This is a genomic window from Paraburkholderia strydomiana (assembly GCF_046030495.1).
In the GTDB taxonomy this organism is placed as follows: domain Bacteria; phylum Pseudomonadota; class Gammaproteobacteria; order Burkholderiales; family Burkholderiaceae; genus Paraburkholderia; species Paraburkholderia strydomiana_A.
Genome location: NZ_JAQQCJ010000018.1, coordinates 61,779 through 87,435, shown reverse-complemented (window position 1 = coordinate 87,435; position 25,657 = coordinate 61,779). Strand labels below are relative to the sequence as shown.

General features: G+C 60.6%; 26 protein-coding genes and 1 tRNA gene. 19 read left to right on the top strand and 8 right to left on the bottom strand.

The features are described 5' to 3' along the window. The first annotated feature begins 470 nt into the window (after nt 1-470). The 5 genes from PQQ53_RS23235 (at nt 471) to PQQ53_RS23215 (ending at nt 3,259) form a co-directional block, all read left to right on the top strand. The gene (locus PQQ53_RS23235) at nt 471-698 is read left to right on the top strand and encodes a hypothetical protein (protein WP_408326410.1); all 228 of its coding nucleotides are present in this window, start codon (nt 471-473) and stop codon (nt 696-698) included. Between the two features lie 478 nt (nt 699-1,176). Continuing rightward, nucleotides 1,177-1,572, top strand: coding sequence for a hypothetical protein (locus PQQ53_RS23230; RefSeq protein ID WP_408326407.1), 396 nt, complete (start codon nt 1,177-1,179; stop codon nt 1,570-1,572). 99 nt (nt 1,573-1,671) lie between these two features. After that, on the top strand, nt 1,672-2,619 hold the full coding sequence (locus tag PQQ53_RS23225; RefSeq protein WP_408326405.1) for a hypothetical protein: 948 nt from the start codon (nt 1,672-1,674) through the stop codon (nt 2,617-2,619). Next, entirely contained in the window at nt 2,619-3,059 is a 441-nt protein-coding gene (locus PQQ53_RS23220) for a hypothetical protein (protein WP_408326402.1), read from the top strand. The genes PQQ53_RS23225 and PQQ53_RS23220 overlap by 1 nt, the downstream gene beginning before the upstream one ends. A gap of 14 nt (nt 3,060-3,073) precedes the next feature. Beyond that, a complete protein-coding gene (locus PQQ53_RS23215) occupies nt 3,074-3,259 on the top strand; it encodes a hypothetical protein (RefSeq protein ID WP_408326399.1) in 186 nt (61 codons plus the stop codon). Nucleotides 3,260-3,464: 205 nt separating this feature from the next. Here PQQ53_RS23215 and PQQ53_RS23210 read toward each other — a convergent pair whose 3' ends face one another. Then, nucleotides 3,465-4,355 carry a hypothetical protein gene (locus tag PQQ53_RS23210; protein WP_408326396.1) on the bottom strand — a complete coding sequence of 297 codons (891 nt, stop codon included), beginning with the start codon at nt 4,353-4,355 and terminating at the stop codon, nt 3,465-3,467. A 139-nt stretch (nt 4,356-4,494) separates the two neighbouring features. Here PQQ53_RS23210 and PQQ53_RS23205 point away from each other — a divergent pair, with 139 nt between their 5' ends. Further along, the gene (locus PQQ53_RS23205; protein ID WP_408326394.1) at nt 4,495-5,457 is read left to right on the top strand and encodes a DUF2971 domain-containing protein; all 963 of its coding nucleotides are present in this window, start codon (nt 4,495-4,497) and stop codon (nt 5,455-5,457) included. 477 nt (nt 5,458-5,934) lie between these two features. On the opposite strand, the gene PQQ53_RS23200 is transcribed toward PQQ53_RS23205, so the two are convergent. From PQQ53_RS23200 to acs, 4 genes are all read right to left on the bottom strand, one after another. After that, nucleotides 5,935-6,025 (bottom strand) — tRNA-Ser (locus PQQ53_RS23200). A 60-nt stretch (nt 6,026-6,085) separates the two neighbouring features. Continuing rightward, on the bottom strand, nt 6,086-8,104 hold the full coding sequence (locus PQQ53_RS23195; protein ID WP_408145281.1) for a sodium:solute symporter family protein: 2,019 nt from the start codon (nt 8,102-8,104) through the stop codon (nt 6,086-6,088). 4 nt (nt 8,105-8,108) lie between these two features. Next, complete coding sequence (locus PQQ53_RS23190; protein WP_408326391.1) at nt 8,109-8,537, bottom strand: DUF4212 domain-containing protein; 429 nt, start codon at nt 8,535-8,537, stop codon at nt 8,109-8,111. A gap of 168 nt (nt 8,538-8,705) precedes the next feature. Next, nucleotides 8,706-10,688, bottom strand: coding sequence for an acetate--CoA ligase (gene acs, locus PQQ53_RS23185; RefSeq protein WP_408326531.1), 1,983 nt, complete (start codon nt 10,686-10,688; stop codon nt 8,706-8,708). Nucleotides 10,689-11,245: 557 nt separating this feature from the next. Here acs and PQQ53_RS23180 point away from each other — a divergent pair. From PQQ53_RS23180 to PQQ53_RS23140, 9 genes are all read left to right on the top strand, one after another. After that, complete coding sequence (locus PQQ53_RS23180; protein ID WP_408145175.1) at nt 11,246-12,139, top strand: DMT family transporter; 894 nt, start codon at nt 11,246-11,248, stop codon at nt 12,137-12,139. A gap of 283 nt (nt 12,140-12,422) precedes the next feature. Beyond that, nucleotides 12,423-12,992, top strand: a complete 570-nt coding sequence (locus tag PQQ53_RS23175; RefSeq protein WP_408156720.1) for a TIGR00645 family protein — start codon at nt 12,423-12,425, stop codon at nt 12,990-12,992. A gap of 54 nt (nt 12,993-13,046) precedes the next feature. After that, nucleotides 13,047-14,570, top strand: a complete 1,524-nt coding sequence (locus PQQ53_RS23170; protein ID WP_408326387.1) for a fumarate hydratase — start codon at nt 13,047-13,049, stop codon at nt 14,568-14,570. 190 nt (nt 14,571-14,760) lie between these two features. Then, the gene (bfr, locus tag PQQ53_RS23165) at nt 14,761-15,240 is read left to right on the top strand and encodes a bacterioferritin (protein WP_408145171.1); all 480 of its coding nucleotides are present in this window, start codon (nt 14,761-14,763) and stop codon (nt 15,238-15,240) included. A 154-nt stretch (nt 15,241-15,394) separates the two neighbouring features. Further along, complete coding sequence (gene murI / locus PQQ53_RS23160) at nt 15,395-16,282, top strand: glutamate racemase (protein WP_408326384.1); 888 nt, start codon at nt 15,395-15,397, stop codon at nt 16,280-16,282. A 216-nt stretch (nt 16,283-16,498) separates the two neighbouring features. Next, on the top strand, nt 16,499-16,741 hold the full coding sequence (locus PQQ53_RS23155) for a (2Fe-2S)-binding protein (protein WP_408145167.1): 243 nt from the start codon (nt 16,499-16,501) through the stop codon (nt 16,739-16,741). A gap of 278 nt (nt 16,742-17,019) precedes the next feature. Beyond that, complete coding sequence (locus PQQ53_RS23150; protein WP_408326381.1) at nt 17,020-17,757, top strand: energy transducer TonB; 738 nt, start codon at nt 17,020-17,022, stop codon at nt 17,755-17,757. A 25-nt stretch (nt 17,758-17,782) separates the two neighbouring features. Next, nucleotides 17,783-18,514: a MotA/TolQ/ExbB proton channel family protein gene (locus PQQ53_RS23145; RefSeq protein WP_408145163.1), complete on the top strand. Its 732-nt coding sequence runs from the start codon at nt 17,783-17,785 to the stop codon at nt 18,512-18,514. Nucleotides 18,515-18,530: 16 nt separating this feature from the next. Beyond that, nucleotides 18,531-18,950 carry an ExbD/TolR family protein gene (locus PQQ53_RS23140; RefSeq protein ID WP_408145161.1) on the top strand — a complete coding sequence of 140 codons (420 nt, stop codon included), beginning with the start codon at nt 18,531-18,533 and terminating at the stop codon, nt 18,948-18,950. 408 nt (nt 18,951-19,358) lie between these two features. Here PQQ53_RS23140 and PQQ53_RS23135 read toward each other — a convergent pair whose 3' ends face one another. After that, on the bottom strand, nt 19,359-20,345 hold the full coding sequence (locus PQQ53_RS23135; RefSeq protein ID WP_408145159.1) for a LysR family transcriptional regulator: 987 nt from the start codon (nt 20,343-20,345) through the stop codon (nt 19,359-19,361). A 122-nt stretch (nt 20,346-20,467) separates the two neighbouring features. Between PQQ53_RS23135 and PQQ53_RS23130 the strand changes: the two genes are divergently transcribed. The 4 genes from PQQ53_RS23130 to hemP all read left to right on the top strand — a co-directional run bounded on the left by PQQ53_RS23130 (nt 20,468) and on the right by hemP (nt 23,043). Further along, nucleotides 20,468-21,346: a pirin family protein gene (locus PQQ53_RS23130; protein WP_408145157.1), complete on the top strand. Its 879-nt coding sequence runs from the start codon at nt 20,468-20,470 to the stop codon at nt 21,344-21,346. 272 nt (nt 21,347-21,618) lie between these two features. Next, the gene (locus PQQ53_RS23125; protein WP_408145155.1) at nt 21,619-22,017 is read left to right on the top strand and encodes an OsmC family protein; all 399 of its coding nucleotides are present in this window, start codon (nt 21,619-21,621) and stop codon (nt 22,015-22,017) included. A gap of 86 nt (nt 22,018-22,103) precedes the next feature. Further along, nucleotides 22,104-22,586, top strand: coding sequence for an SRPBCC family protein (locus PQQ53_RS23120; RefSeq protein ID WP_408145153.1), 483 nt, complete (start codon nt 22,104-22,106; stop codon nt 22,584-22,586). A gap of 196 nt (nt 22,587-22,782) precedes the next feature. Then, on the top strand, nt 22,783-23,043 hold the full coding sequence (gene hemP, locus PQQ53_RS23115) for a hemin uptake protein HemP (RefSeq protein WP_408156709.1): 261 nt from the start codon (nt 22,783-22,785) through the stop codon (nt 23,041-23,043). A 302-nt stretch (nt 23,044-23,345) separates the two neighbouring features. Here the strand turns inward: hemP and PQQ53_RS23110 are convergent, their stop codons facing one another. Both PQQ53_RS23110 and PQQ53_RS23105 read right to left on the bottom strand, forming a co-directional pair. Further along, complete coding sequence (locus PQQ53_RS23110; protein ID WP_408145149.1) at nt 23,346-24,752, bottom strand: 4Fe-4S binding protein; 1,407 nt, start codon at nt 24,750-24,752, stop codon at nt 23,346-23,348. After that, complete coding sequence (locus PQQ53_RS23105) at nt 24,749-25,594, bottom strand: FTR1 family iron permease (protein ID WP_408145147.1); 846 nt, start codon at nt 25,592-25,594, stop codon at nt 24,749-24,751. Before PQQ53_RS23105 ends, PQQ53_RS23110 begins: the two co-directional genes overlap by 4 nt. Nucleotides 25,595-25,657: the final 63 nt, after the last annotated feature.

Here is a 25,657-nt window from a genome sequence, read left to right as displayed (position 1 = left end):
TCCCAGCTTGTTACCAGCTTGGCGGCCATGTGGTAATGCCGAAAGCCGCGCCGCTTAAGGGCTGTTACCTTGTTACCTCTGTTACCACCTTAAATTAAAGAAAACCTATAGAAGTATTTATGGGGAGGAGATGGAATGCATGTTTTTGCGGTAACACAGGTAACACTCCCCGCAAGCCCAATATACACAGGGGTTACCGCGTCACCACCTCGATTTCGGCAGGTGGATACAGGTAACGCCAAGCTGGTAACAAAATGCGTTTAAACGCGAAATACCTCAGATCAAAATTCGAATTAGAGCAAAACATCTAACAATATATTTCCACGACACATCAATACGTTACGAACATTTAAATCGAAAATTGTTTCCATAAGAAAACGCGTGTTGACATAGGTAAACAGCGCTAACTATCCAATCCTTTTCCGACTAGATACTATTCGTGCCATCAAACGTTATCTAGAGGTTAGCGAATGTCCCAAAGACTAAGCGACGTTGTTTTAGCCGCCCTTACTCAGCAGATTGCGGGTGAGATTGAACAGTTACTGCTGAATCGCATCCAGGCAATGCGTATCGGTCATTCATCGGCCTTGCTGAGTGCCGAAGCGAGCAACGACATTCGGCGCATTGTTCGTCGCGTCATTGGTGATTCTGCGATCGACTATCGCGGCTCCAACGGGGTGGGCGATGTCAATAGCTGACGCAACCAAGCGGCATCAACGCGAACGCGATCAACTTGGCAAGCGGCATATACAGATGCTGCGCGCTGTCTCTCCCGGCGATGTGATTGCCTGGATGACATGCGGGTGCATCATCGCTGCTGAGGCATTCGCTAGCGGGCTGAGCGCATGGAACGGCCGCGCCGATGGGCTTGTTAGACCGCGTGGCATCTCTCAGACCGAAGGCAAAGGGTTTGCGTACGCGCTGACTCGACGCGGCGTAACAGCATAGCCGGACGTTGATGCACCCTGTGCACCGCCTAGGCCCCTCCCCCCTACTAGGGTCCTTCCTGACGGGGTGACGGGGCGGGGTACAAAGCACCGCGTGAATAAATTTCTGAGAGGAATTTCAAAACGAACACTACTACTATGTTCGCATATCGAACAATCTGATCACAAAGCAGAAAGTGACTTTCCAGAAGTAGTTCCCGACGCACCATAACCAACAAGGACCGCCACGATGCACGACGCTACAAACCACGCGATGAACGATCACAGTCCCGCATATGCTTGTACGGCAGAAAGGATGGCCATGCTGTTCGGCATCCCCGAGCAAAATATTCAGTTGTATGCACGCGATGGCATGCTTCCCAGCCTGGCTGACGGGAAACACGATTGTGTATGGCTTCTCAACCTCGCCATCGGCCAACAAATCACCGCTGGCCAGAAGGCATCGTTGCCTGTTACCGCCACTGTCGTGCTGGGCTGGCTGGATTCCATCGGGGACGATCTTGAAGACGATGACGTTCGCGCCTTCATTGCTGTATTTGAGCGCAACGGCTTCACTCGCAGCGACTTCAACTCTGCTCTAGATGCAGCGCTCCACTTCTGCGACTCCCGGCAGGAATCGCGGTAGGCGCAGGAAAAACCCTCATGTGTAGTTAGTGCGCAGAAGTCTGAATAATACAGATGAACGCACACTAGTTCGTATTCCTATTCATTTATTAAACGAAAAATGCCCACACCAAACAAGCTTTATGACCTTTTCGACTTTGCCCGCAACGCGCAGGGCGATAAGCCGCTGTTCAACCAAAACGGCGACGTGCGCGCCGTCATTCCGGGCAGCCCGTCGGTGCGCGGCATCATCGATTTGAACAGCGATGAACTGCCGAAGATTCAGGCCGCAGACGGCACGCTAAAGCGTCCGCCGAATGGCAGGCCTGCTGTGGAAAACCTGAAAATCGACGCCGCAATCCTGCGCCAATCGCTGGTGGCACAAGCTGGTGCGGAAATCATCATTTACAAAGACCCCACCGAGGCTGTTTCCACGGGTGTGCTAGGCGATGTGGTGATGATGAGCAAACAGGCTTACTTCGAAACGTTCGAGGCTGCACCGTTCTCACCGGTCGCAGATGGCGACGAAGTGGCCGTTTCGCCCCTGCCGACCAAGCGGGCGCAAATTCACCTGGATGCGGCAGGTGGCCCGCAAACCAACACGGCCATTTATGGCCTGCGATTCGAGTTCAGCCGTGCCACCCTGAAAAGCTATCCGTCGATTGAAGACGCGGTCATGCACGCCATTGCTCAAGGCCTGGCGCGCGGCGCCGATGCCGTGTTGCTGGGCGCACTGGTTGCGGCCAACCCAGCCCTATTCACCCTGGCTTCCGCTGCTGCCGCTGGCGTCCGCATGAGCGAGCTTCGCGGACTGGTCGGCACATCGGGCAACGGTGCCGCAATCGACAACAATGGTGTATTGCGGGCTGCTGGCATCACTGCCGAACTGACGCCCGATATGGCTGACACCATCGTGGGTTCGTTTACACGTTCGGCCGTGATGATTCGCAGCGACGTGGACGTGATCGTGGACCGTACCAAAATCGACGGTTCGCTGGCCCTGACGGCATGGGCTGCGCTTCAGCCGCTGCTCCCGGATACGACGCGTTTCTGGACGGTGGAGGCGTAATGGCACTGCATATCATTGGCCACTGCGGCAATTGCCAGGCTACTACCAGCCGCACCGTTGAAGGTTCTTATCAGTGCCGCGCCTGCCATAAAAAAGGCATCAAGCCCATTCAGGCGCAGCGTGCCGAGAAAGCGGCAAAGAATGCTAGCGAGTTGCCGCGTCACATTGAGGACTCGCTGGCAGATGCCGCCTACATCCTGCGTTCAGCCGACGAGAGCGGTCCGCGAGTTGCCGTAAGCATTCGTGACCTAGGTTCTTTCATGCTGGGCGGCGAAAGTGGCGAAGACATTGTGGACCGCATCCAGCGCATTTGGCCGACGCTGAACGATGCGCAGGTGCGCCGCGTCGTTCGCTACATCGACGCTTGCGCAAAGGCTAGGATTCGGGCGGCTACGGAGCGCCCCAGCCGCGAGCATATCCGCTGGGTCGATCGGTATTGAGACAGGGCATCAACATGCAAACAAGCACTTTCGAAGCAACGGCGAAAGCACGCTTTACCCTGGTTGCCGAGCGTGATTTGTTGGCGGCCATCGAAGCCCACAAAGAACGCATCGAGCAGCAGACGGGCATGCGGGTTTCTTTGAGCCAGGTAGCAACCGGCCTGCTGCGCCGTGGGCTTGAACTGGCGAGCGATTCATGAAGCCGCCTCGCACCATGCACACGAAGGAAAGCAGATGCAAGATAGTTCAGCGCCGACGTGATCCCGTTGCGCGCGCCATGCGATTCATAGCCGATCGCAAAAAGGCTAAGTACGCCAATCGACACCCGCCGTACCACCGGTAAGACGCATCTTTTTCGCGCTGGCCCCGACGCCGGAAGTATCGGGGCATTCCTCTGGAACGCGGTCAATAAATTTGGCTGATCTTATTGATACAGTCGGAGAAGTTGGACTCAAGAAAGTACGCGTTGTTTTTGCTGAACTTCCCCTTCCATTCGAGAAAGCTTGGTTCGGCGGCTTGGGACCCAACATAAGTCACAGCTGCCTTCGTTTTCCCTAGCTCGTCCCAAATATGGGTATCTTCGGCGACCACTCGCACGCCAATCACAACCGCGCGGCGAGCGCTCGCCAACACGGTACGCCAGTGGGCTTGGTGTTGCTCAACGTAGTCAGGACTAACTTTTACCGCTTTGCCCTTCGCATACATGGCAATCGCTGGCGCTACACTATCTTCGTTGAGGCAGCGGTAAATTGTTTGATCCTGGTTCAGCGGTTTAATTCGCGCTTGAATATCAGCCCTTCCGCTGCCGGAAAAAGTCGAGTTCCGGAACATTCCTACAGGAATATCCGGCCAAAAATTACAAGAGCCGTGCAGCTTCAAGATTCGCACGCTTCGCGCGACAGGTGAGACGCTATATTCCGTATCGAATCCGAGCCGAGCAGCTGCGAGTTCCAGCAAAATGTCGTAGTTGAGGCTGCAATACACGACCCGGCGAATACCTAGTGTTTCAAGCAAGCGGATGTACGTGTTATTCGGCCCGGGACGGAACTGCGCGAGATAGTGAGCTAGTTCACGCTGGAATGCCATGATGTTTCCGCCGCTATGCTCATAGAATCGTGCCATTCCATCTTCGAAATTTGCACGAAACGCGGCCTTCAAGTCATCAGGCAGAGACGCAGCGACCCCACCGGAAGCTTCCAAGGCGCCAAAAAGTCCTCCACCTAAAGGCGGCGTGTGTGGCGTCGCATCTTCGCTGCCGAAACTCGCCCCGGCTCCCAGCAATACAACACGAACCATAATTCGTCCGTCCAAAGTGACCTGCAATCATCGGAACGTAGACCAACGAGTTGCGCTGGCGGCGACGTCGGAGGTATCGGGGAAGTGATTTACGTCCCAGACTCGGTACAATGCTCCATCACACCACTGGGCAAATATCATGGCCGAAGACGAACCACTTTGGGAAGAAGAACTCAAAAAAAATCTAGTCGAAATCAACGACGTCTTCGTGAAGGAACAGAAAGGTGATAAGACCAGCGTGCCACCAGAGCAGTTGTACCACTATACAAACATAGCTGGACTTCAGGGAATCATACAGTCATCCAGGCTTTGGGCAACTAATACTCCCTTTCTGAACGATGCAGGCGAACATCGTTACGCCTGCAGTTTGCTACGCGATTTGCTGAAAGAGCGTCGATCACAGACGAACAATGAAGATTTACTTACTTTTTACAATGAAATTGAAGCAAGTTTGAATGCAATAAATCTCGGAGTTTATACGCATTTTATCGCTTGCCTATGCACCGAACGGGACCTTCTTTCTCAATGGCGTGCGTATGGAGCAGGTGGCGGATACGCGATAGGGTTTGATCCTTTGAAATTCAATGGGCATACTTACGCGCAAAATCCGCAAAGGCAGTATGAGCTTCACAGAGTCATTTATGAGCCAACGCAACAAAAAAGCTTTTTGAGAAAATTTCTAAAGAGATACGAGGATTTCATTGAAATCGGAATTGATAGCAAAGTAAATGACCCTGAGAGGTACATAGATCTGTGCTCTATTTATTTTGTATCCGACGTAGATGATTGGCTAATATCTTTTAAAAACTCTGCATTTGCAGAGGAAAACGAGTGGCGATTAATTGTTCGTCGCAGAAAGGGAGAAAATCGTCTTTTTGAAAGCGTCAGATTCCGTGCGGGAAAAGGAACCCTTGTCCCGTATTGCGAACTGGACGTCACAAATTCAACAGTTGCGGCTCCTGCGCCAACACTACCTATCACAGAGATCATGATTGGCCCCTCACCGGCGCCAGACCTAGCCAACGAAGGCATTCAGATGTTCATGCAAGCTATGGGATACAACGATATACCCGTGATCCATTCCAGCATCCCGTTGAGATAAGTCTATTGCGCTGGCGCTCGCAACTCCGAGGCGGCGACATTGCTTGCGGGTTACTGGCACAAAATCGGCGGAGGAAATCAATGGATGAATTTCAGCGCAAGGTACAGTACACCCGCGACAACCAGTTGCGACGCGACCAAATGAACCTTGGTCTTTGCTAGGGCACCAGTCAACTCTGGCGACGTTAACCTTAAGTCGGCTCTCATAGTGCCCGACTGTCCGAACAAATCGTGCAGTACACTGGCCAGCGCTTCCGCTTGACGCCGTTCTAAACCTGCGTCAGTGAGACGCCGGGTCATCCGTAGCGTGTCGATCATCCTTGCCCCCAATCCCGTTGTCGATCAGATTGTAGTCAATCCACGGAAAGAAGCCGCAAACACTGCCCGTGGGCCATGAAAATGGAATGTGGGTGGAAGTGTGGGTAGACAAAGCACATAAACAAAAAAGCCCATGAAATCATGGGCTTAATTTTGTTCCTGGCGGAGAGACGGGGATTCGAACCCCGGATAGGTTATTAACCTATACACGCTTTCCAGGCGTGCGACTTAAACCGCTCATCCATCTCTCCGGCGGGGAGCCGAATTATAGCAAACTTCGCGCCGTGTGCCACACCCATGCGAAAACCCGCTCAAGGATGCCGGATATAGTCCACCAGCGCGATCGTATAGGCATCCGGTTTGCGGTCGATCAGACTCACGCCGATCGCCACCAGGAACCCCGCCGGCACGCCGAACACGCCCGAGCTGATCGGCTCGATGCCAAACCAGCGCGCGCCCGTGAAACCCGTCATCTGCGTGAAGAACGGATAGGTCGAGACGATGTAATAGATGCACACCACGAGTCCCGCCACCATGCCGGCCACCGCGCCGAGCCGCGTCGTGCGCTTCCAGAACACGCCGAGCACCAGCACCGGAAACAGACTCGACGCCGCCAGCGAAAACGCCGCGCCCACCAGAAACAGAATATTCCCCGTGTTCAGCGACGCCACATACGACGCGAACAGCGCCACCCCCAGCAGCAGAATCTTCGAGATCGTCACGCGCCGCTGGCTTGACGCGCCGGGGTCGACCATGTGGTAGTACACGTCGTGCGACAAGGCGTTGGCGATCGTCAGCAGCAAACCATCCGCAGTCGACAACGCCGCGGCCAGCGCGCCGGCCGCGATCAAACCCGACATCACATACGGCAGCCCCGCGATCTCCGGCGCGGCAAGCACCACCATATCCGGCTGCATCTGGATCTCGCTCCATCGCACGATGCCGTCGCCGTTCGTATCGGCGAGGCTGATCAGGCTCGGCTCGACCTTGCGCCATTGCATGAGCCATTGCGGCAGATCGGCAAAGTGATGGCCGACCAGGTTGCTCAGCATCTCGTACTTGATCAGCACCGCGAGCACCGGCACCGTCAGATAGAACAGCGCGACGAAAAAGAGCGTCCAGCCGACCGAGCGCCGCGCGGACGCCACCGAAGTCGTCGTGTTGTAGCGCGTCAGGATGTGCGGCAGGCTCGCCGTGCCGAGCGACAGACACAGCAGCAGCGAAAGAAAATTGCGTTCGTGGATGCGCCGGTCCGCGTCGTTGACGGCGGGAAACGGCTCGTGCATCGGCACCGGCGCGGCCGCGCGCATCAGCAGTTCGTCGCGATGCCGGGTCCAGACGATCTGCGCGGCGGCGGCGTCGCGCGGGAACTGTTCGAGCGCCCTTTCGCGCTCCTTGATATCGCGCAGCGGCCCGTTGTGGCGGCGCAGGTCGGCGACTTCCTGCGTGAGCCGCTGCTTCTCGTCGACGAACGAGTGCGGCAACGCGTCGAGGCGTATCTGCATCAGCGTCGCGCGGCGTCGATAATCGTCTCGCACGGTCTGTTCGAGCGGCTCGTCGCGCACCTGCTGCTCGAGGCGCTCCATGCGCTCCATCAAACGGCCATAACTGACTTGCGGAACCCAGCCGAGGCCGTCCTTATGCGCGATCATCGACACGGGAATCAGGATCGCCGCGATCAGGATGATGTACTGCGCGACCTGCGTCCACGTGACGGCGCGCATGCCGCCAAGAAACGAACACACCAGGATGCCCGCGAGTCCGCAGAAAATGCCGATGGCGAAATCCACGCCGATAAAACGCGTCGCGATCAGTCCGACGCCCTGGATCTGCGCGACCAGATAGACGAACGAGCACAGGATCGCGGCCAGTGCGGCGAGCCCGCGCACCGCGTTGCTCGAAAAGCGCGTGCCGAGAAAATCGGGAATCGTGTAGCGCGCGAGCTTGCGCACGTAGGGCGCAAGGAGGAACGCGACAAGGCAATAGCCGCCGGTCCAGCCCATCAGATACGCGAGACCGTCGTATCCGGTTGCATAGATCGACCCGGCCAGTCCGATGAACGACGCGGCCGACAACCAGTCGGCCGCGGTCGCCATGCCGTTGAACGCGGACGGCACGCGCCGCCCCGCCACGTAGTATTCGACCAGATCGGACGTACGCGAGAGCACGCCGATCACCGCGTACACCGCAATCGGCACAAACAGGAACACGTAGCCGATCCATACACCTGGCCCGGTGTTGCGCTCGATGCGCCACATCACGTAGATGAACAGCAGGAACCCGAGCGTATACAGCGCGTAGGAGCGGATTAGCCGATGCGTGAGTTTCATCGGCTCAGCGTCCGCGCCCGGTTGACGCGTTGGCATCGGCATTCGTGCTTGCGCTGGCTGCGGCGCTTGCGCTTGCGCTTGCATTCGCATGCGCATCCGCATCCGCATCCGCATCGAACGCACGTTGCAGGCGGCGGTCGGCACGCTGCATCAGCACGATATACACGACGATGAGCGCAAGGTAGACGAGGATCGCGCCCTGTGCGCCGAAATAGAACGGCAGACTGAAACCGCCGATGCGCACATGCGCCAACGCGGGTGCGATCAGCGGCAGCACGAACGACACGATGAAGCCGATGGTCATGAGCGTCGCGATCAGCGCGAGATTGAAGCGCCAGTACTTCTGATGCGCTCGCGCCATCGCCGCCGAAACCGCAGGCGGTTCGGGCGCGGGATGAAGCGTAGCGTGAGAGGAGTGGTGCGGCGCGGCCATGCGCCTATTTAACAAAAAGCCACCGGGCAGGCAATCGGGATTGTCCGCGCGGTGGCATCGACGGTGTGGCCCAAGTGGTCTAAGCAGACGACCAGTGATCGCCGTTTGCGTCAGATCAAGCGCGCATCGTTCGGCACGCGCTTGTCACGGCCACAGACTAACCGCCGCTCAGAGCGACTCCCCGAGCTGATCGAGAATCGCCGGGTTCTCCAGGGTGGACACGTCCTGAGTGATGGCCTCGCCCTTCGCGAGCGAGCGCAGCAGGCGGCGCATGATCTTGCCCGAACGGGTCTTCGGCAGATTTTCGCCGAAGCGGATGTCCTTCGGCTTCGCAATCGGACCGATCTCCTTGCCGACCCAGTTGCGCAGTTCGTTGGCGAGCTTCACGGCCGCCTCGCCTTGCGGACGTGCGCCCTTGAGCACGACGAACGCGCACACGGCCTCACCCGTGGTCGCATCGGGCCGGCCCACCACCGCGGCCTCGGCCACGAGCGGATTCGACACCAGCGCCGACTCGATCTCCATCGTCCCGAGCCGGTGACCCGACACGTTGAGCACGTCGTCGATGCGGCCCATGATCGTGAAGTAGCCGGTCTCCTTGTCGCGCACCGCGCCGTCGCCGGCGAGATACAGCGTGCCGCCGAGTTCTTCGGGGAAGTAGCTCTTCTTATAGCGGTCCGGGTCGCCCCAGACGTTGCGCAGCATCGACGGCCACGGACGCTTCACCACCAGAATGCCGCCCTGCCCGTTCGGCACGTCCTGCCCGGTTTCGTCGACGACCGCCGCCATGATGCCCGGCAGCGGCAGCGTGCACGAACCCGGCACGAGCGGCGTGGCGCCCGGCAGCGGCGTGATCATGTGGCCGCCGGTTTCGGTTTGCCACCACGTATCGACGATCGGGCAACGGCCGCCACCAACGTTCTCGTGATACCACACCCATGCTTCCGGATTGATCGGCTCGCCGACCGTGCCGATGATGCGCAGCGTCGACAGGTCGTAGCTCTTCGGATGCACTTTCGCGTCGGCTTCGGCGGCCTTGATCAGCGAGCGGATCGCGGTCGGCGCGGTGTAGAACAGCGTGACCTTGTGCTTCGCGATCATGTCCCAGAAGCGCCCGGCGTTCGGATAGGTCGGCACGCCTTCGAACACGACCTGGGTGCCGCCAAGCGTCAGCGGGCCATACGCGATGTAGCTATGCCCGGTGATCCAGCCAATGTCGGCGGTGCACCAGAACACGTCGGTGGGCTTCCAGTCGAAGGTCCACTTCAGGGTCTGCGCGGCCCACAGCAGATAGCCGCCGGTGCTGTGCTGCACGCCCTTCGGCTTGCCGGTCGAACCGGACGTGTAGAGGATGAAAAGCGGATGCTCGGCGCCGACCCACTCGGGCGCGCATTGATCCGACTCGGCTTGCGCGAGTTCATGCATCCACAGGTCGCGGCCTTCGTTCCACGCGACCTTACCGCCGGTGCGCCGATACACGATCACGCTCGTGACCGCTTCGCAGCCGCCCATCGCGAGGGCTTCGTCGGCGATGTTTTTCAGCGGCAAGGCCTTGCCGCCGCGCATCTGTTCGTCGGAAGTGATGAGCGCGACCGCACCCACGTCCACCAGCCGCTCGTTGAGCGACTTCGACGAGAAGCCGCCGAACACCACCGAATGCGTCGCACCGATGCGAGCGCAAGCCTGCATCGCGACGACACCTTCGATCGACATCGGCATGTAGATCACCACGCGGTCGCCCTTTTTCACGCCGCGCTTCTTCAGCGCGTTCGCAAAGCGCGACACGCGTTGCAGCAGATCCTGATAGGTGACGTTGGTGACGGTGCCGTCGTCGGCTTCGAAGACGATCGCAACGCGCCCGCCATGGCCGGCTTCGACATGACGATCGAGGCTGTTATACGAGGCGTTCAGCTGACCGTCTTCGAACCACGTGTAGAACGGCGCCTTCGATTCGTCGAGCACCTTGCTGAAGGGGGTGTTCCAGCTCAGCGTCTCGCGAGCGAGGCGCCCCCAGAAGCCTTCGTAATCGCGTTCCGCTTCGGCGGCCAGCGCCCGGTACGCATCCATGCCGGAAATGGTCGCGCCTGCCGCTGCTTCAGCGGAGGGCGGGAAAACACGGCGTTCCTGAAGAACCGATTCAATCGCAGACATCGACAACCCCTTGGTGAAGATGAAACGTAAATCCTGTACCGGCGCGCCCGTGGCGCGCCATGTCCTGTCGGCGCCGACCTCGATGACCGACGCGCGCTGTCTCCAACCCTCGCGCAGCGAAACGCCGGGCGCCGCGCCGCGGCCTGTTCGCCTGCACAGTCTATCCATGCGGCGCTGCAGCATGGATACGTGCAGGAACTCGCCGCTCTCATGCCCAAAACATAAGCGTTGCAACTTACCAGCCACTTACGCGAGCCGCATCGGCTTGCCAGCGAAAACCCTTAGCCGCCGGGCAGACACGCGGCACGCCTGTGCAACGTGCCGCGGACGGCCTGAACCGTGACGCACACGACATACAAGCGGCGCAGTCGACACTACGCAAGTCCAGGCGCGCATGCTACGCGTTACGCCACGTTTATGTATTCGAACTCGCATACGATGTGCACATCGCACGCGTTGCGACGCCGGGCATCCGCCCTCATGTCTGCCCGTGTGCCTTTACGCTGGTTCTCACGGCCTCTTACAATGCTAACTGAACTAGCCGCCCGGACTCCAGCTTGAATCGCTACGCCCTTCTTCTCATCACCTCGATGCTGCTGGTCGGCAGCAATGTCGGAATCGGTAAATCGATCGTCGAGTTCGTCCCCGTCCCGCTGTTCGCGCTGCTGCGCTTCGTGATCGCGATGGCGGTGCTCTGGCCGCTCCTGCGTGTGGCGAAACTGCGCCGCGTCAAACGCGACGAATGGGTCAACCTGTTTCTGCAGGCGCTGTTCGGCACCTTCGGATTTACGTTGCTGATGCTCAACGGCGTGCAGCGCACCAGCGCCGTGGCGGCCGGCGTCATCACCAGCACGATCCCCGCGGTCGTCGCGTTGCTGTCGTGGCTGATCCTCAAGGAGCGGCCGAACGGCCGGGCGCTGGCGTCGATCGCGTTGGCGATCGTCGGCGTCGTCGTGATCAATCTCGCGCACATTGGCCAGAACGCGGCCGGCGAGACCTCGTTCGTCGGCAATCTGATGGTGCTCGGCGCGGTGTGCTGCGAATCGCTCTACATCATCCTGTCGCGCCGTCTCACCCAAACGCTCGCGCCGATCGACATCTGCGCGTACACGCACCTGTTCGGCCTGCTGCTGATGCTGCCGCTCGGCGCCGGCGCGCTCGTGCACTTCGACTATCAGGCGGTGCCGCTCAGCATCTGGACGCTGGTGCTGTGGTACGGACTGTCAGCCAGCATCTTCTCGTTCTGGCTGTGGATGAAGGGCATCCGTCATGTGCCGGGCAGTCTCGCGGGCGTGTTCAGCGCGGTGCTGCCGGTGGCCGCGGCGATCTACGGCATCACGTTTCTCGGCGAACGGCCCACGCTCGCGCACGGCTTCGCGCTCGCCTGCGTGGTCGCGGGCATCGGACTCGCGAGCCTGAAAACGAGGCGGGTGCCGCCGGTGGCGTCCTGAGCACGCCGCCCGGCCAAGATGTGGCTCAGGCGGTTCACGGGGCCCGCCCTGCCCGCCGCGCCGCAGCAAATTCACCCGACGCTGTACAATAGCGCGCCTGACGCAAGCTTACCCGGCGCTCTCACGCCGTGCACCGAGCCGTCTGCGCATGGTTTGCGTGTCCGATCCGCGTGCGTCATTGCACACCGGTCCGCGCATGTGGTCCGTGTTCCGTCACCCGCGTTTCATCTGATTCTTGCCTATGTCTGCTCCGCGACCCGACTCCGCCCGTCAGCGCCGCCCGATGCGTCCGCTGCCCGTCATCATCTTCATGAGCCGCTGGCTGCAGGTGCCGCTCTACCTGGGCCTGATCATCGCGCAGGCTGTCTACGTCGTGCTGTTCCTCAAGGAAGTCTGGCATCTGGTCACGGCGTCGATGACGCTCGACGAAACCAACATCATGCTGGTCGTGCTCGGCCTGATCGACGTGGTGATGATCTCGAACCTGCTGATCATGGTGATCATCGGCGGGTATGAAACCTTCGTCTCGCGCCTCGGCGTAGAGGGTCATCCGGACGAACCGGAATGGCTCGACCACGTGAACGCCGGTGTGCTCAAAGTCAAATTGTCGATGGCGCTGATCAGCATCTCGTCGATCCATCTGCTGAAGACCTTCATCAGTCCCGACCAGAACACGACCCACACGATCATGTGGCAGGTCATCATCCACGTGGCGTTCCTCGTGTCCGCGCTGGTGATGGCGCTGGTCGACCGCCTCACCACGCATACGCATCCCAGGCATTTCGAAGAACCCGCGGCGCTGCATGCCGTGGCTTCCGCAAAAGGTTCCACTCCCCTGAAGGCGCACGACTGACCGCACCGCGCTGCGATCGGAAAACAAGCGCCGTTGTCCCCACTGAGCCAAGCCATGACCGTCATCAAACAGGAAGATCTGATTCAGAGCATTGCTGATTCGCTTCAGTACATCAGCTATTACCACCCGCTCGACTACATCCAGGCCTTGGGCCGCGCTTACGAGCTCGAACAGAGCCCGGCGGCGAAGGACGCCATCGCGCAGATTCTCACCAACAGCCGCATGTGCGCGGAAGGCAAGCGCCCGATCTGCCAGGACACCGGCATCGTCACGGTGTTCGTGAAGGTCGGCATGGACGTGCGTTGGGACGGCGCGACGATGGGCGTCACCGAGATGATCAACGAAGGCGTGCGCCGCGGTTATCTGAACCCGGACAACGTGCTGCGCGCGTCGATCGTGAGCCCGCCCGAAGGCGCGCGCAAGAACACGAAGGACAACACGCCGGCCGTGATCCATTACGAGATCGTGCCGGGCAACACCGTCGACGTGCAGGTCGCGGCCAAGGGCGGCGGCTCGGAAAACAAGTCGAAGTTCGCGATGCTCAATCCGTCGGATTCGATCGTCGACTGGATTCTCAAGACCGTGCCGACCATGGGCGCGGGCTGGTGTCCGCCGGGCATGCTCGGCATCGGCATCGGCGGCACCGCTGAAAAAGCGATGGTGATGGCCAAGGAATCGCTGATGGACCCGATCGACATTCAGGACGTGATCGCACGCGGCCCGAAGGACTGGATCGAGGAACTGCGCGTGGAACTCCATGAGAAGGTCAATGCGCTCGGTATCGGCGCGCAGGGTCTCGGCGGTCTCGCCACCGTGCTCGACGTGAAGATCATGGCCGCGCCGACGCACGCCGCGTCCAAGCCGATCGCGATCATCCCGAACTGCGCGGCCACGCGCCACGCACACTTCACGCTCGACGGCTCGGGCGTCGCGAAGCTCGAAGCGCCGTCGCTCGACGCATGGCCGAAAGTCCAGTGGGAACCGAACACGGAAACCAGTAAGCGTGTCGACCTGAACACACTGACACCGGAAGAAGTTGCCGCCTGGAAGCCGGGCCAGACGCTGCTGCTGTCGGGCAAGATGTTGACGGGGCGCGACGCCGCGCACAAGCGCATCGCCGACATGCTGGCGAAGGGCGAAAAGCTGCCGGTCGACTTCACGAACCGCGTAATCTACTACGTCGGCCCGGTCGATCCGGTGCGCGACGAAGCAGTCGGCCCGGCAGGCCCGACCACCGCCACGCGGATGGACAAGTTCACCGAAACGATGCTCTCGCAAACGGGCCTCATTTCGATGATCGGCAAGGCCGAGCGCGGACCGGTTGCGATCGAGGCGATCAAGAAGCACAAGGCCGCGTATCTGATGGCCGTGGGCGGCGCCGCGTATCTCGTGTCGAAAGCGATTCGCAGCGCGAAGGTGCTCGCGTTCGAAGACCTCGGCATGGAAGCGATCTACGAGTTCGACGTGCAGGACATGCCGGTGACGGTCGCCGTCGATTCGAACGGCACGTCGGTACATCAGACCGGGCCGAAGGAATGGCAGGCGAAGATCGGCAAGATTCCGGTTGCGACGGTTTGATCGATACCAGGATCTACTGAAGAAAACGGAAACCGGGGCCTTGCGCCCCGGTTTTTTTATAACGAAATGAGAACAATAAGCAACACGCGAAAACCTTCGAAATCAGGCGCAAAACTGCATTTTTACCTTGGCTTTTCGGGCGTCGGCGTTTATCGTTCTGGAAAATTGAACCCCCATTAAAGGACACATCATGCAAGGCGATAAGAAGGTCATCGAATATCTCAACGCTCAGTTGAAAAACGAGCTGACCGCCATTAATCAGTACTTCCTGCATGCACGTATGTATCGTCACTGGGGTCTGGAAAAACTCGGCAAGCACGAATACGACGAGTCGATCGGTGAGATGAAGCATGCCGACTGGCTTATCGAACGCATTTTCATGCTCGACGGTCTGCCCAATCTGCAAGACCTGCACAAACTGCTGATCGGCGAGGAAACCAAAGAGATCCTCGAATGCGATCTGAAGCTCGAACAGATTTCGCAGAGCACCTGCAAGGAAGCCATCGTGTATTGCGAATCGGTCCGCGATTTCATCTCGCGCGAAATCTTCACGAAGATTCTCGACGACACGGAAGAACATATCGACTGGCTCGAAACCCAAATCGATCTGATCGACAAGGTCGGCATCCAGAATTACCAGCAAAGCGCAATGGGTACGGTCGAGTCCTGATCGATCCACGCTGAAAACAGTCCGCGCGACGCATGGACCAGGTCACTCACGACGGCATTCGCCATGACCGGTTCCGCGCGGGCGATATACTTGCGCACCTTCCCGTTTTTCCGAGCATCCCTTGACCGCCGCGCCATGCGCGCGCTCTTCGCCTATGCCTGCACAATCGCCGTCCCCGACCGTCCGGACATTCGCCTCGGGCGCCGCTTCGAGCGCGCCGGTGGGCATTTTCGATTCGGGCCTGGGCGGTTTGTCGGTGTTCAGGGCGGTCCGGGCGCAACTGCCTGACGAAGCCATCCTGTATGTCGCCGATTCGCTCTACGCACCGTATGGCGAGCGCGACGACGACTTCATCGCCGACCGCACGCTCGCGATCGGCGAATGGCTGGTCAAGCAAGGTGCGAAAGCGCTGGTTGTCGCCTGCAACACGGCGACCGCGCAATCAATCGCCCTGGTCCGCGAAAAGCTGCCCATTCCGCTGGTGGGCGTCGAGCCCGGCATCAAGCCGGCTGCGCTGCAGTCCAAAACCCGCGTGGCCGGCGTGCTCGCCACCCAGGTGACCTTGCGCAGCGCCCGCTTTCAGGGACTGATCGAGCGCTATGCCGCCGATTGCCGCTTCCTCTGCCAACCCGGCCACGGGCTCGTGCAAGCCGTCGAACGCTGCGACGTCGGCTCGGCCGAGGTGCGCACGCTGCTGCGCGGCTACCTTCAACCGATGCTCGATGCCGGCGCCGACACGCTGGTGCTCGGCTGCACCCACTACCCGTTTCTGGACGAGGCGATTCGCGACATCGTCGGCGATCGGCTCACGCTGATCGACACGAGCGTCGCCATTGCGCGTCAGTTGGAACGCGTACTGGACCAGCACGGCCTGCGCGACGCCACGCAAAACGCGGACGCGGCTCTGCCCCGTTTTTGTTCGACCGGCGACGGCACCCATCAGCAGCAACTCGCGGCCACCCTCCTGCATATCGACGCGGCCGTCGAACAGGTACAGATTCCTTCGCGCCGCACGGCAGCGCCGGACTCCCAAGCCGCATAAACCGCCCGTCCGGCACATTGTGGCGCCCTCCAAGGGCGTTTTTGCCCACGTTTCGGGCATTTTCTGCCGTATCAGCCGAGAGACGTCCAACACCACTCCTTAGACGAAACCCTTCTAAGAGTCTGGTTTTGTTACAAAAAATCACGCAGGGCTCTTGCCAAACGGCCCAAACAAAATGATAATAATTCGCATTAACGTTAGCTATGACGTCCTGCCATGATTGTCTGTGTCTGCAAGTCCGTTTCTGACCGCACGATCCGTTCCTCGATCGCGAATGGCGTCGACTCGTTCGACGAGCTTCAGTTCGAGTTGGGCGTCGCTTCCTGCTGCGGCAAGTGCGAAGAGTCCGTGCGCGATGTCATGCTGCAAAGCGGCGTGTGCGCCAGCCGCTGCGGCGTCGGCATCGAGCTTCATCCGCAAGCTGTCCCGCTGACATTCTACGAACGCAAAGCCGCCTGAAGGCTGCTTTTGGGCACGCCGCGAGCCCTGCCAAGGGGCGCCCGGCGTCCCGCTGTTTCAAGCGCCGTTTCAAGCGCTGCATTACGCGTTATCCCACTGCCGTCAGCAAGCCAGTATCCGTCTTCGTACCAGCCAGCTACCCGCTCACCCATCGAAAGGAGTTCGAGATGGAATTGCTGATTGGTTTCGTGACTACTTTATTTATTTCGCTGCTGATCTTCCGAACATGACGATGTCTTGTCTGACGCGTTGCTCCACCAGCGCGCTGCCACGCTAACATGCAGGCCTCGCCTACTGTCCCGGCTGGCGCGAAGCCGGCTTCGTCCGCTCGTATGAACTCCCGTGCGATGACTGCGACCGCCGTAGTGGCGGTAATTCACATCAGTTTGCTAGCGGTGATCATGACGCTGCGTCACGAGCCCGTGCAGCCCACGCTCGAATCGCACGTGATGACCGCGCAGTTGTTGCCGCCGGCGCCGCTCGCCGCGCCGGTCGCGATGGAATCCATCGCGCCGCCGCCGCCGAAGCCGGCGCCACCGGTTCATACGAAGCCCAAGGTCCAGCCGAAGCCGACTCCGACGCCCAAACCGACGCCGACGCCGTTGCCTCAGGCAGCCGCACCGTCACCGACCCCTGTCGCGGCGCCCGATCCGGCGCCGCCCGCGCCCGCCGCGCCAGCGACGCCTCCGGCTGAGGCCGCGCCGGCAATCGGCCGTCAGACGATGGAGATCAGCGCGCCGAAGAACGTCTCACATCTCGACTGCAACATCGCCAGGCCCGAATACCCGTCGCTCTCGAAGCGGCGCGGCGAAACCGGCACCGCGTATGTGAAGTTCGTGGTCGGCCTGACGGGCAGGCTCGAGAACATCGAGTTGAAAAAGAGCAGCGGCTTCAGCCGCCTCGACGATGCCGCGCTCGCCGCCGTGCGCGCGAGCGCCTGCAAACCGTATCTTGAGAACGGCCAGCCGATTCGGGCCGCGTACACCCAGCCTTACGACTTCAATCTGAGCGATTGAAGCAGATTCTAAAAAAGGACTTGCAATGCAAAACTACGGATTGGCGCACGTGTGGGCGCAAGGGGATTTCGTGACGCGCGGCATCGCGCTCGCGCTGTTGATCATGTCGGTGATGTCGTGGAGCGTGATCGTCGTCAAAGGCTGGAATGTGATGCGCCTGAACCGCCTCACGAAGAATGCCGAAAAAGCCTTCTGGCATTCGGACGATCTCGCCGACGGCGTGAAGAAACTCGGCGCCGGCTCCTCGACGCCGCAGGACAACCCGTTCCTCGCGCTGGCGCTGTCGGGCCAGGAAGCGGCCGATCACCATCATCAAACGCAGCCGCATCTGCACGATCGCATGGACGTGTCGGACTGGATCACGCGCTGCCTTAAGGACACCATGGATGAAAGCGTCGCGCGCATGCAGAGCGGTCTCGCGATTCTCGCGTCGATCGGCAGCACGGCGCCGTTCGTCGGTCTGTTCGGCACGGTGTGGGGCATCTACCACGCACTGCTGGCAATCGGTGCGAGCGGCCAGTCGTCGATCGACCAGGTCGCAGGCCCGGTCGGCGAAGCGCTGATCATGACCGCGTTCGGCCTGTTCGTGGCGATTCCCGCCGTGCTCGGCTACAACGCACTGACGCGCGCCAACAAGGGCATTGTCGCCAAGCTGAGCCGCTTTGCGCATGGCTTGCACGCGTTCTTCGTGACGGGCGCACGCCTGTCGTCGTCCAGGCGCGGCGACGGCCTGCGTCTCGCGACCCGCGCGAACTGATCGACGAGGCACTCCGATGGCAATGAGCCCCTTCGCCGGCGACGATGACGACGGCCTGATGAACGAGATCAACATGACGCCGCTCGTCGACGTGATGTTGGTTCTCCTGATTGTCTTCATGGTGACGATTCCAGTGATTCGTCACGCTGTCAAAATCGATCTGCCGCATGCAAGCAGTCAGAAAGAAGATACCAAGCCCGCGCAGGTGACGGTCGCGATCGACGCGGACGGCAACGTCCTGTGGAACGACCAGAAGGTCGACGAAGCAACGTTGAGCGCGAAAATTGCAGAGGCCGCGCAAGCGAGCCCGCAACCGGAACTGCATCTGGACGCGGACCGCAAGGTCCCGTACGAGAAAGTGGCGCAGGTGATGTCGGCGGCTCAGTCCGGCGGCCTCACGAAGATTGGTTTCGTGACGCAGCCCAAAGCCAAATAAGCCTGGCAAGTAACGCTGCTCTGGAACCCCGGCGCGTTACCCGACACCTGCCAAAAAACGCGCAAAAGCCCTTGAAACAGGGGACAAAAAGTAAAAGGCCTTCATCGTCAGATGAAGGCCTTTTTTTGTGCGCACTCGGCGCCTTCGGGCGGCGGGCTCATTTGCCATCGGTCGCAGATTGACGGCTTCCTGGGTCACCGCATGCGACAGCCGTGATCGACACGGACAGCGCGCTCAGCCCTATCAGGCTCGCTATGATAGCGGCCATGAGTTTCCGCATAAGAGACTCCTTAGCGAAGGGATTTCACTATAGGCCCGCGAGCGCGCGCATTCAAGCAAACGGCCATTGAAAGTACTCATGACAGCCCACGCTTAAATGCTAAAAGCGATGTCGCCACGCGCAACGCCCTATGACACGACCGCGAGCGATGCCTGCGCCGTGGCCGTCTCTTCGCGTACTGGACACTCGCCCATGATGTGTTTGCCGTCGTCCGGATCGAGCATTTCGACCAGATAATCGACGAATGCGCGCACGGCCGGCACCATCCCCTGGCGCGACACGAATACGGCGTACAACTGAGGTGTCGGAAAGGTCCAGCCCGGCATCACCGGCGACAACTGTCCCGTGCGCAACGCGGCGCCATACATCATCTCCGGCAGCGCGGCGATGCCGACGCCGGCGAGTACCGCTTCACGAATCGTCATCAGATCGGCAGTCACGAGGCGCGGCTCATGTTCGTGCGCGTGTCGCGTGCCGTCGGGCGAGATCAGGTTATAGACGTGGCGGCCGTCGCCGGTCGGCACGTCAAGCGTTTCGAAGCGGTTCAGATCGGCGGGCGTGAGCGGCGGCGCGTTCTGCTGCAGCAGGCTCGGCGCACCGACCAGCATCTGCTGCGTGCGCCACAAGGGCCGCACCACGATGTTGGCGTTTTCCGGCGGATCGGAGCGCACGCGCAGCGCGACGTCGATCGAGTCCTCGAACAGGTCGACCACGCGGTTCGTCACCCGCATCACCACTTTGACTTCGGGATAGCGATGCATGAATTCGGGCAGGATCGTCGACAGGATGGTCTGCGAGACCGTGACCGGTACGCTGACGCGCACGGTGCCGCGCGGCGACGAGCGCAGTTGCTGTACGACGTTGACCGCCGCCTGCGCCTCACTCAGCATTGCCTGACAGTGCTGATAGAACAGTTGACCGGCCTCGGTCAGCGCCAGCTTGCGCGTGGAACGTTGCAGCAGACGCACACCCAGCGACGCTTCGAGCTCCGTCAAACGGCGCGACAGGCGCGACTTCGAGATGCCCAGCACCCGCTCGGCGGCGGAAAAACCGCCATGTTCGACGACCTGCGAGAAATACATCAGGTCATTCAGGTTGTGTGAATCGATCTTCATCTCATCGTTCCAGTAATAGAACAATCCATTGCGCGACGGCGGCTGGCACCTCTTAAAACGGTCCCTATAATAGCGCCATGTTTCAAAAATGATGCTATTCCCCATTTTTCGAGGTGATATTGATGAGCACGACACGCACGATCGAACGCACGTTTCCCGCCGTTCGCACGACCGAAGGCGGCGGCTTTATCGTCCACCGCCCGTTTCCCACTCGTCTTTTGATGGACTTCGATCCGTTCCTGCTGCTCGATGAAATGGGTCCGATCGATTACGCTCCGGGCGAGGCCAAAGGCGCGCCCGATCATCCGCATCGCGGCTTTGAAACGGTCACTTACGTGCTGGAGGGACAGTTCGGCCATAAGGATTCGGCGGGCCATTCGGGCACGCTGCATGCCGGCGACGTGCAATGGATGACCGCCGGCGCGGGCGTCGTGCACAGCGAGATGCCGGACCCGTCGTTCGTGCGCACGGGCGGCCGCGTGCACGGCCTGCAATTGTGGGTGAATCTGCCGCGTCGCGACAAGATGATCGCGCCGCGCTACCAGGAAATACCGTCGTCGAGTATTCCGGTGGCGACGTCCGCGGACGGCAAGGTGCGCGTCAAGGTAATCGCCGGTGAAGCGCTCGGTGTGAAGGCCGCCATCGAAACGCGCACGCCGATCCTGTATCAGCATTTCTCGCTGCAACCCGGCGCAACGATCCGGCAACCGGTGCCGGCCGATTATCGTGTGTTCGCGTATGGCTTGTCCGGCAAGGGCTTCTATGGCGAAGGTGAAGCGCGCCAGCTGATCGACGCGCAACAGATGGTCGTGTTCCAGAACGATGGCGACACCGTCACGCTGAGCGCCGGCGAAGAACCGCTGGAAGTCCTGCTGCTGGGCGGCGTGCCGTTGAAGGAGCCGGTGGTGCGCTACGGCCCGTTCGTGATGAATACCGAGGATGAGATCCGCCAGGCGGTCATCGACTATCAGGCCGGACGCATGGGCGAGATCACGCACTAACTCAACGGCGTTGGCGGCCGCAGCGACCACGTGGTGGCTATAGCGTGCCGCCGCATTAGCGACGAGCGCCGCGCCTCCGGCAACACGAGCGCGGCGCGCAAAAGCCTCCGGCACGCCCCGCGCCGGTTTCATTCGACCCGCACACACCTCCCCCCAAGGCGCCAAGCCCGGTAATTTCGGTCACAATAGCGTTTCATGCCGCGCGCCACGGCGTTTCATCACAATGAGGCTCGGCGCGCGGCAATTTTCCGTCCCGTTCAGGAGCCGCACGCATGGCAGAGCCTACCGTCACCGCCCATATCGGTTCGACGAATTTCCAGGTCATTTTCGACGACGGCAAGCACACGTGGCTCGCTGACGAACCCGAGTCGCTCGGCGGCGGCGATCGTGGGCCGACGCCCGTTTCACTGCTGCTATCGAGCCTCGGCGCCTGCACGTCGATCACGCTGAAGATGTACGCTCAGCGCAAGGAGTGGCCGCTGACGGATGTGCGCGTGACCCTGTCGATCGAAACCGGCGACGCGGGCACGACCATCGACCGCAAGATCGTGCTCGAAGGCGATCTGTCCGACGAGCAGCGGGAACGGCTTTTGCAAATTGCCAATGCGTGCCCGGTCCACAAGATCCTCACGCATTCGATCACGATCCGCTCGGGTCTCGCCGTCGCGTAACGCGGTGGTGGTCCGAAAGGCGCGCCCGCACTGACAGGCCGCATGCAATCTGACGCAACGCAACGCTTTCATAGGAAGCTGTCGACTTGAATTTCGAACACCTTATCCAGATCAACGATCCGTTGAATCCCTTTGTCGACTCGATGACCCGCGAGCAGTTGTGGGAGGGACTCGTGCTACGCGCCGAGCAGCCGCAACTCTTCGTGATGGGGCTCGACAGTTGCACGATTCTGTCGCGCGCAGGCAATGTCCTCGAACGGGAATTGCACTACGGCCAGGCCACCGTGCGCGATCGCGTCACTCTGGAGGAGAGCCAGAGCGTGCGCTACGACATCCTGCCGACTGAAGACTACGTAGGCGGCTCGCTCACGATGACCATCGAACAGCCGGACGAACTGCAACTGTTCCTGCGCTTCGAGTACGCGACCACGCTGCCCGTCTCCACCGACCAGGACGCCGTGCAAACGCAGGAAATCGTGAAGTCGGCGTATCGGGAAAACGACATCGATACCGTACGTCTGATCCGTCAGTACGTGCAGGCCAAACAGGAACCCGGCTCGCTGCATTGAATTGCGCGCGGGCGGCCCTGCCCGCGCCGCCGCGTTTGCCTTGCGAGCCGCCCGCTGAAGGCGGCCTCGCGTCATTTTTCTCGCTGGTCATTCACGCAGCTATCAGAACGACAATCCGATGAATTTCTCTTTCTTGTAAATGGGAATAGTTATCATTTAGAATAAATCCATCGAATCGACAAACAAGCCAAAACGAATGACCGATCTCAACCGCCCTTCCACGCTCAGCCTGCGCCGCCCCGCGGCCGCGCTGACCAGCCGCCCGAAATCGTCGACGGCGAGCACGTCGGCCGCCAAGCCTGCTGCGGAGCGTGCAAACGGTTCGGGCGAGACATCGGAACGGGTCGTCCGCAGCGATGCATTGCTGCAGGGACATAGCCATATCAGCATCGTCCATAACGGCGAAACCTACCAGCTGCGTGCCACGCGCTTAGGCAAGCTGATCCTGACGAAGTAGGAACGAACAGAGGTAAGTACCGCGTATTGTGGGGACCACCTCCTCGAGAGGTGTTGGGCATTAGCCAGCCACGACGGCTTGCACGTGAGAACTAGACCCCTTCGTGCAGACACCAAGCCAGCCGTCGCAGCCAGCCAGGCCGCTTTTTTTGGTTCTCACCCAACGTGGATGCACGCAAACGCCGTGTATCGCTTAGCAGAAAACAAAAAAGCCGTGGGATGACGTTCATCCCACGGCTTTTTGTTGGTGCAGCGCCGGCGGTGTTTCCGCAAACGCGCCAGCCTGGAACCCGACGTTCCGGCTTACTTCGAAGCCCAGCCCCAGAACATCAGCCACCACGCGCTATCGACCACGGCCAGCGCCGCGACGAACCACAGCATCGCGAGGCCGCGCTGCACGAAGCGCTCGCTATAGCGGCGTGTGACGAGCCAGGCCAGCCATGCGCTCCACAGATTGGCGATCGCCAGAATCGTGATGCGCAGATCCGACGCCCACCACAACGACACATGTTCCGCGCGCAGCAGCGACAGTGTCGTCGCGGACAGCCCAAGGAACACGCCCGCGCCGGCGATCGGAATCAGCGCCTGCGTCAGATGATGCAGACGCACGGCGCTGAAGCGTCCGAGCATGCGCGTCGCGCCCGTCAGCAACAGCAGCAGCGCAGTGCCGTACACCAGCGCCGTCGCGAGGATGTAACCGATCACCATCGTGCCGTCGAGCCACGAAAACACGTCGTTCTGCTCGGGGTAATGCGTGAACAGGAACCACGGCGCGTTGGTGTCGAGCGGCCAGGTGATGTCGTGATCGACCAGCCACGTCGCGAAGAACATCTTCAGGTCGATGAACCAGCGCGAAGCGGTCCAGTGGAATGCGCCGATCGCGATACCGAGCAGGCCGTACAGGATCAGCGCGGTGTCCCATGGGTTCGCCTGCTTGTCGCCGAGCTGCACGACTTCCGACGACGGCGCGCGCCATGTCAACGCAATCGCGTCGCGGTGTCCGCTGCACCGGCCGCACATATGGCAGTCCGACGCGCCCTTCATGTTGCGCAGCGGCACGAGCGGAGCGCAGTTGATCGGAATCACGCGATGCCCATGCTCGCCGTTCTTGTACGAACGGCGCCATGCGTCTTCATCGACCTTGTAGTGGAACGGTGCGAGGCGCGCCAGAAGCGAAAAAACCCCGTTGACGGGGCACAGGTACTTGCACCAGACGCGCTTCTCCCGCCCGTATAGCAAGCCGATGATGATCGCCGCGAAGGTCGAGCCGCCGAGCACCAGCAGCACGGCCTTCGGATACTGGTACACGCTCACCATCTGACCGTAGATGGTGGTGATGCCGAATGCGACGAACGGCCAGCCGCCCCAGCGCATCCAGCGCGGAATGGCCCAGCCGCGGCCGAACTTGCTGGCGAATTCGGCGAGCGCGCCTTCCGGACACAGCACGCCGCACCAGACCCGGCCGAGCATCACCATCGACAGCAACACGAACGGCCACCAGATGCCCCAGAACACAAACTGCGCGGCAAGCGTCAGGTTGTTCCACAGGTGCGCGGTGTCGTCCGGCAGCGGCATCACCGCCGGCACGATGATCAGGAACGCGTAGACCGCCACCACAACCCACTGAATGCCACGGATCACTGCGCCGTGACGCTGCATCCATTGTCCGGCCGCTGCGAGGCGCCCCGGGCGGGTCATGACGGTACTCATGCCGCGCGTCCCGCGGTCTGCTGCGCCGGCTTGCGACTCGCCCGGCGCACCAGCAGATAGACGACCGCCCAGTACGCCGCATACGCCAGCAGATTCATCAGCGCCGGATGAGCGCGGTAGCCGGTCAGCGTCGCGACCAGCGAACCGAAGGTGCTCGAGTCGTCGAGGATCGCCGACGAATTCCACATCTGGTCGACGAGGGTCGGCAGGATTTCCTTGTCGATCAGCTTGTCGACGCCGGTCTGGAACAGACCCGCACCAAGGAATAGCAGCATGATTTCGGTGACGCGGAAAAAGAGCCGCCACGAGAAAATCTTGCCGCCCAGTTGCAGCAGGTAGAACGTCAGGAACGCGAGACCGAGGCCGATCACGACCGCGAGCATCTGGCTGCCGTCCACGTGGCCCGACTGGCCGAAGCCGAGGCCGTACAGGAAGATCACCGTTTCGCTGCCTTCACGCGCGATCGCCAGTGCGACCAGCAACGCGACGCCCCACCAGTTCGAATCGCGCTGACTCTTTTGCAGCGACTGTTCCATGTCGCGCTTCAAGGTCCGGCCGTGCTGCTTCATCCACAGCACCATCTGCACGATCAGCACGCAGGCGACCAGCACCATCGCGGTCTGGAAATAATCTTGCGCATCACCGGAGAGCACTTCGGTGAACCCCACTAGCGCTGCGCCGAGCGCGACCGCCGCGATCACACCGGCCGCGACGCCGCCCCACAGGTACGGCAAGCCGCGGCGCGCATCGTCGTCGCCGTTTTTCAACCACGCGTACAGGATGCCGACGACCAGCAAGGCCTCGACGCTTTCCCGCCACACGATGAACAGAATCTGACCCATCCAAGCTCTCCCTTCGATCCTTCTGCTGCTCACTGCCTGAAATGAATGCGGCACGCCCGAGAG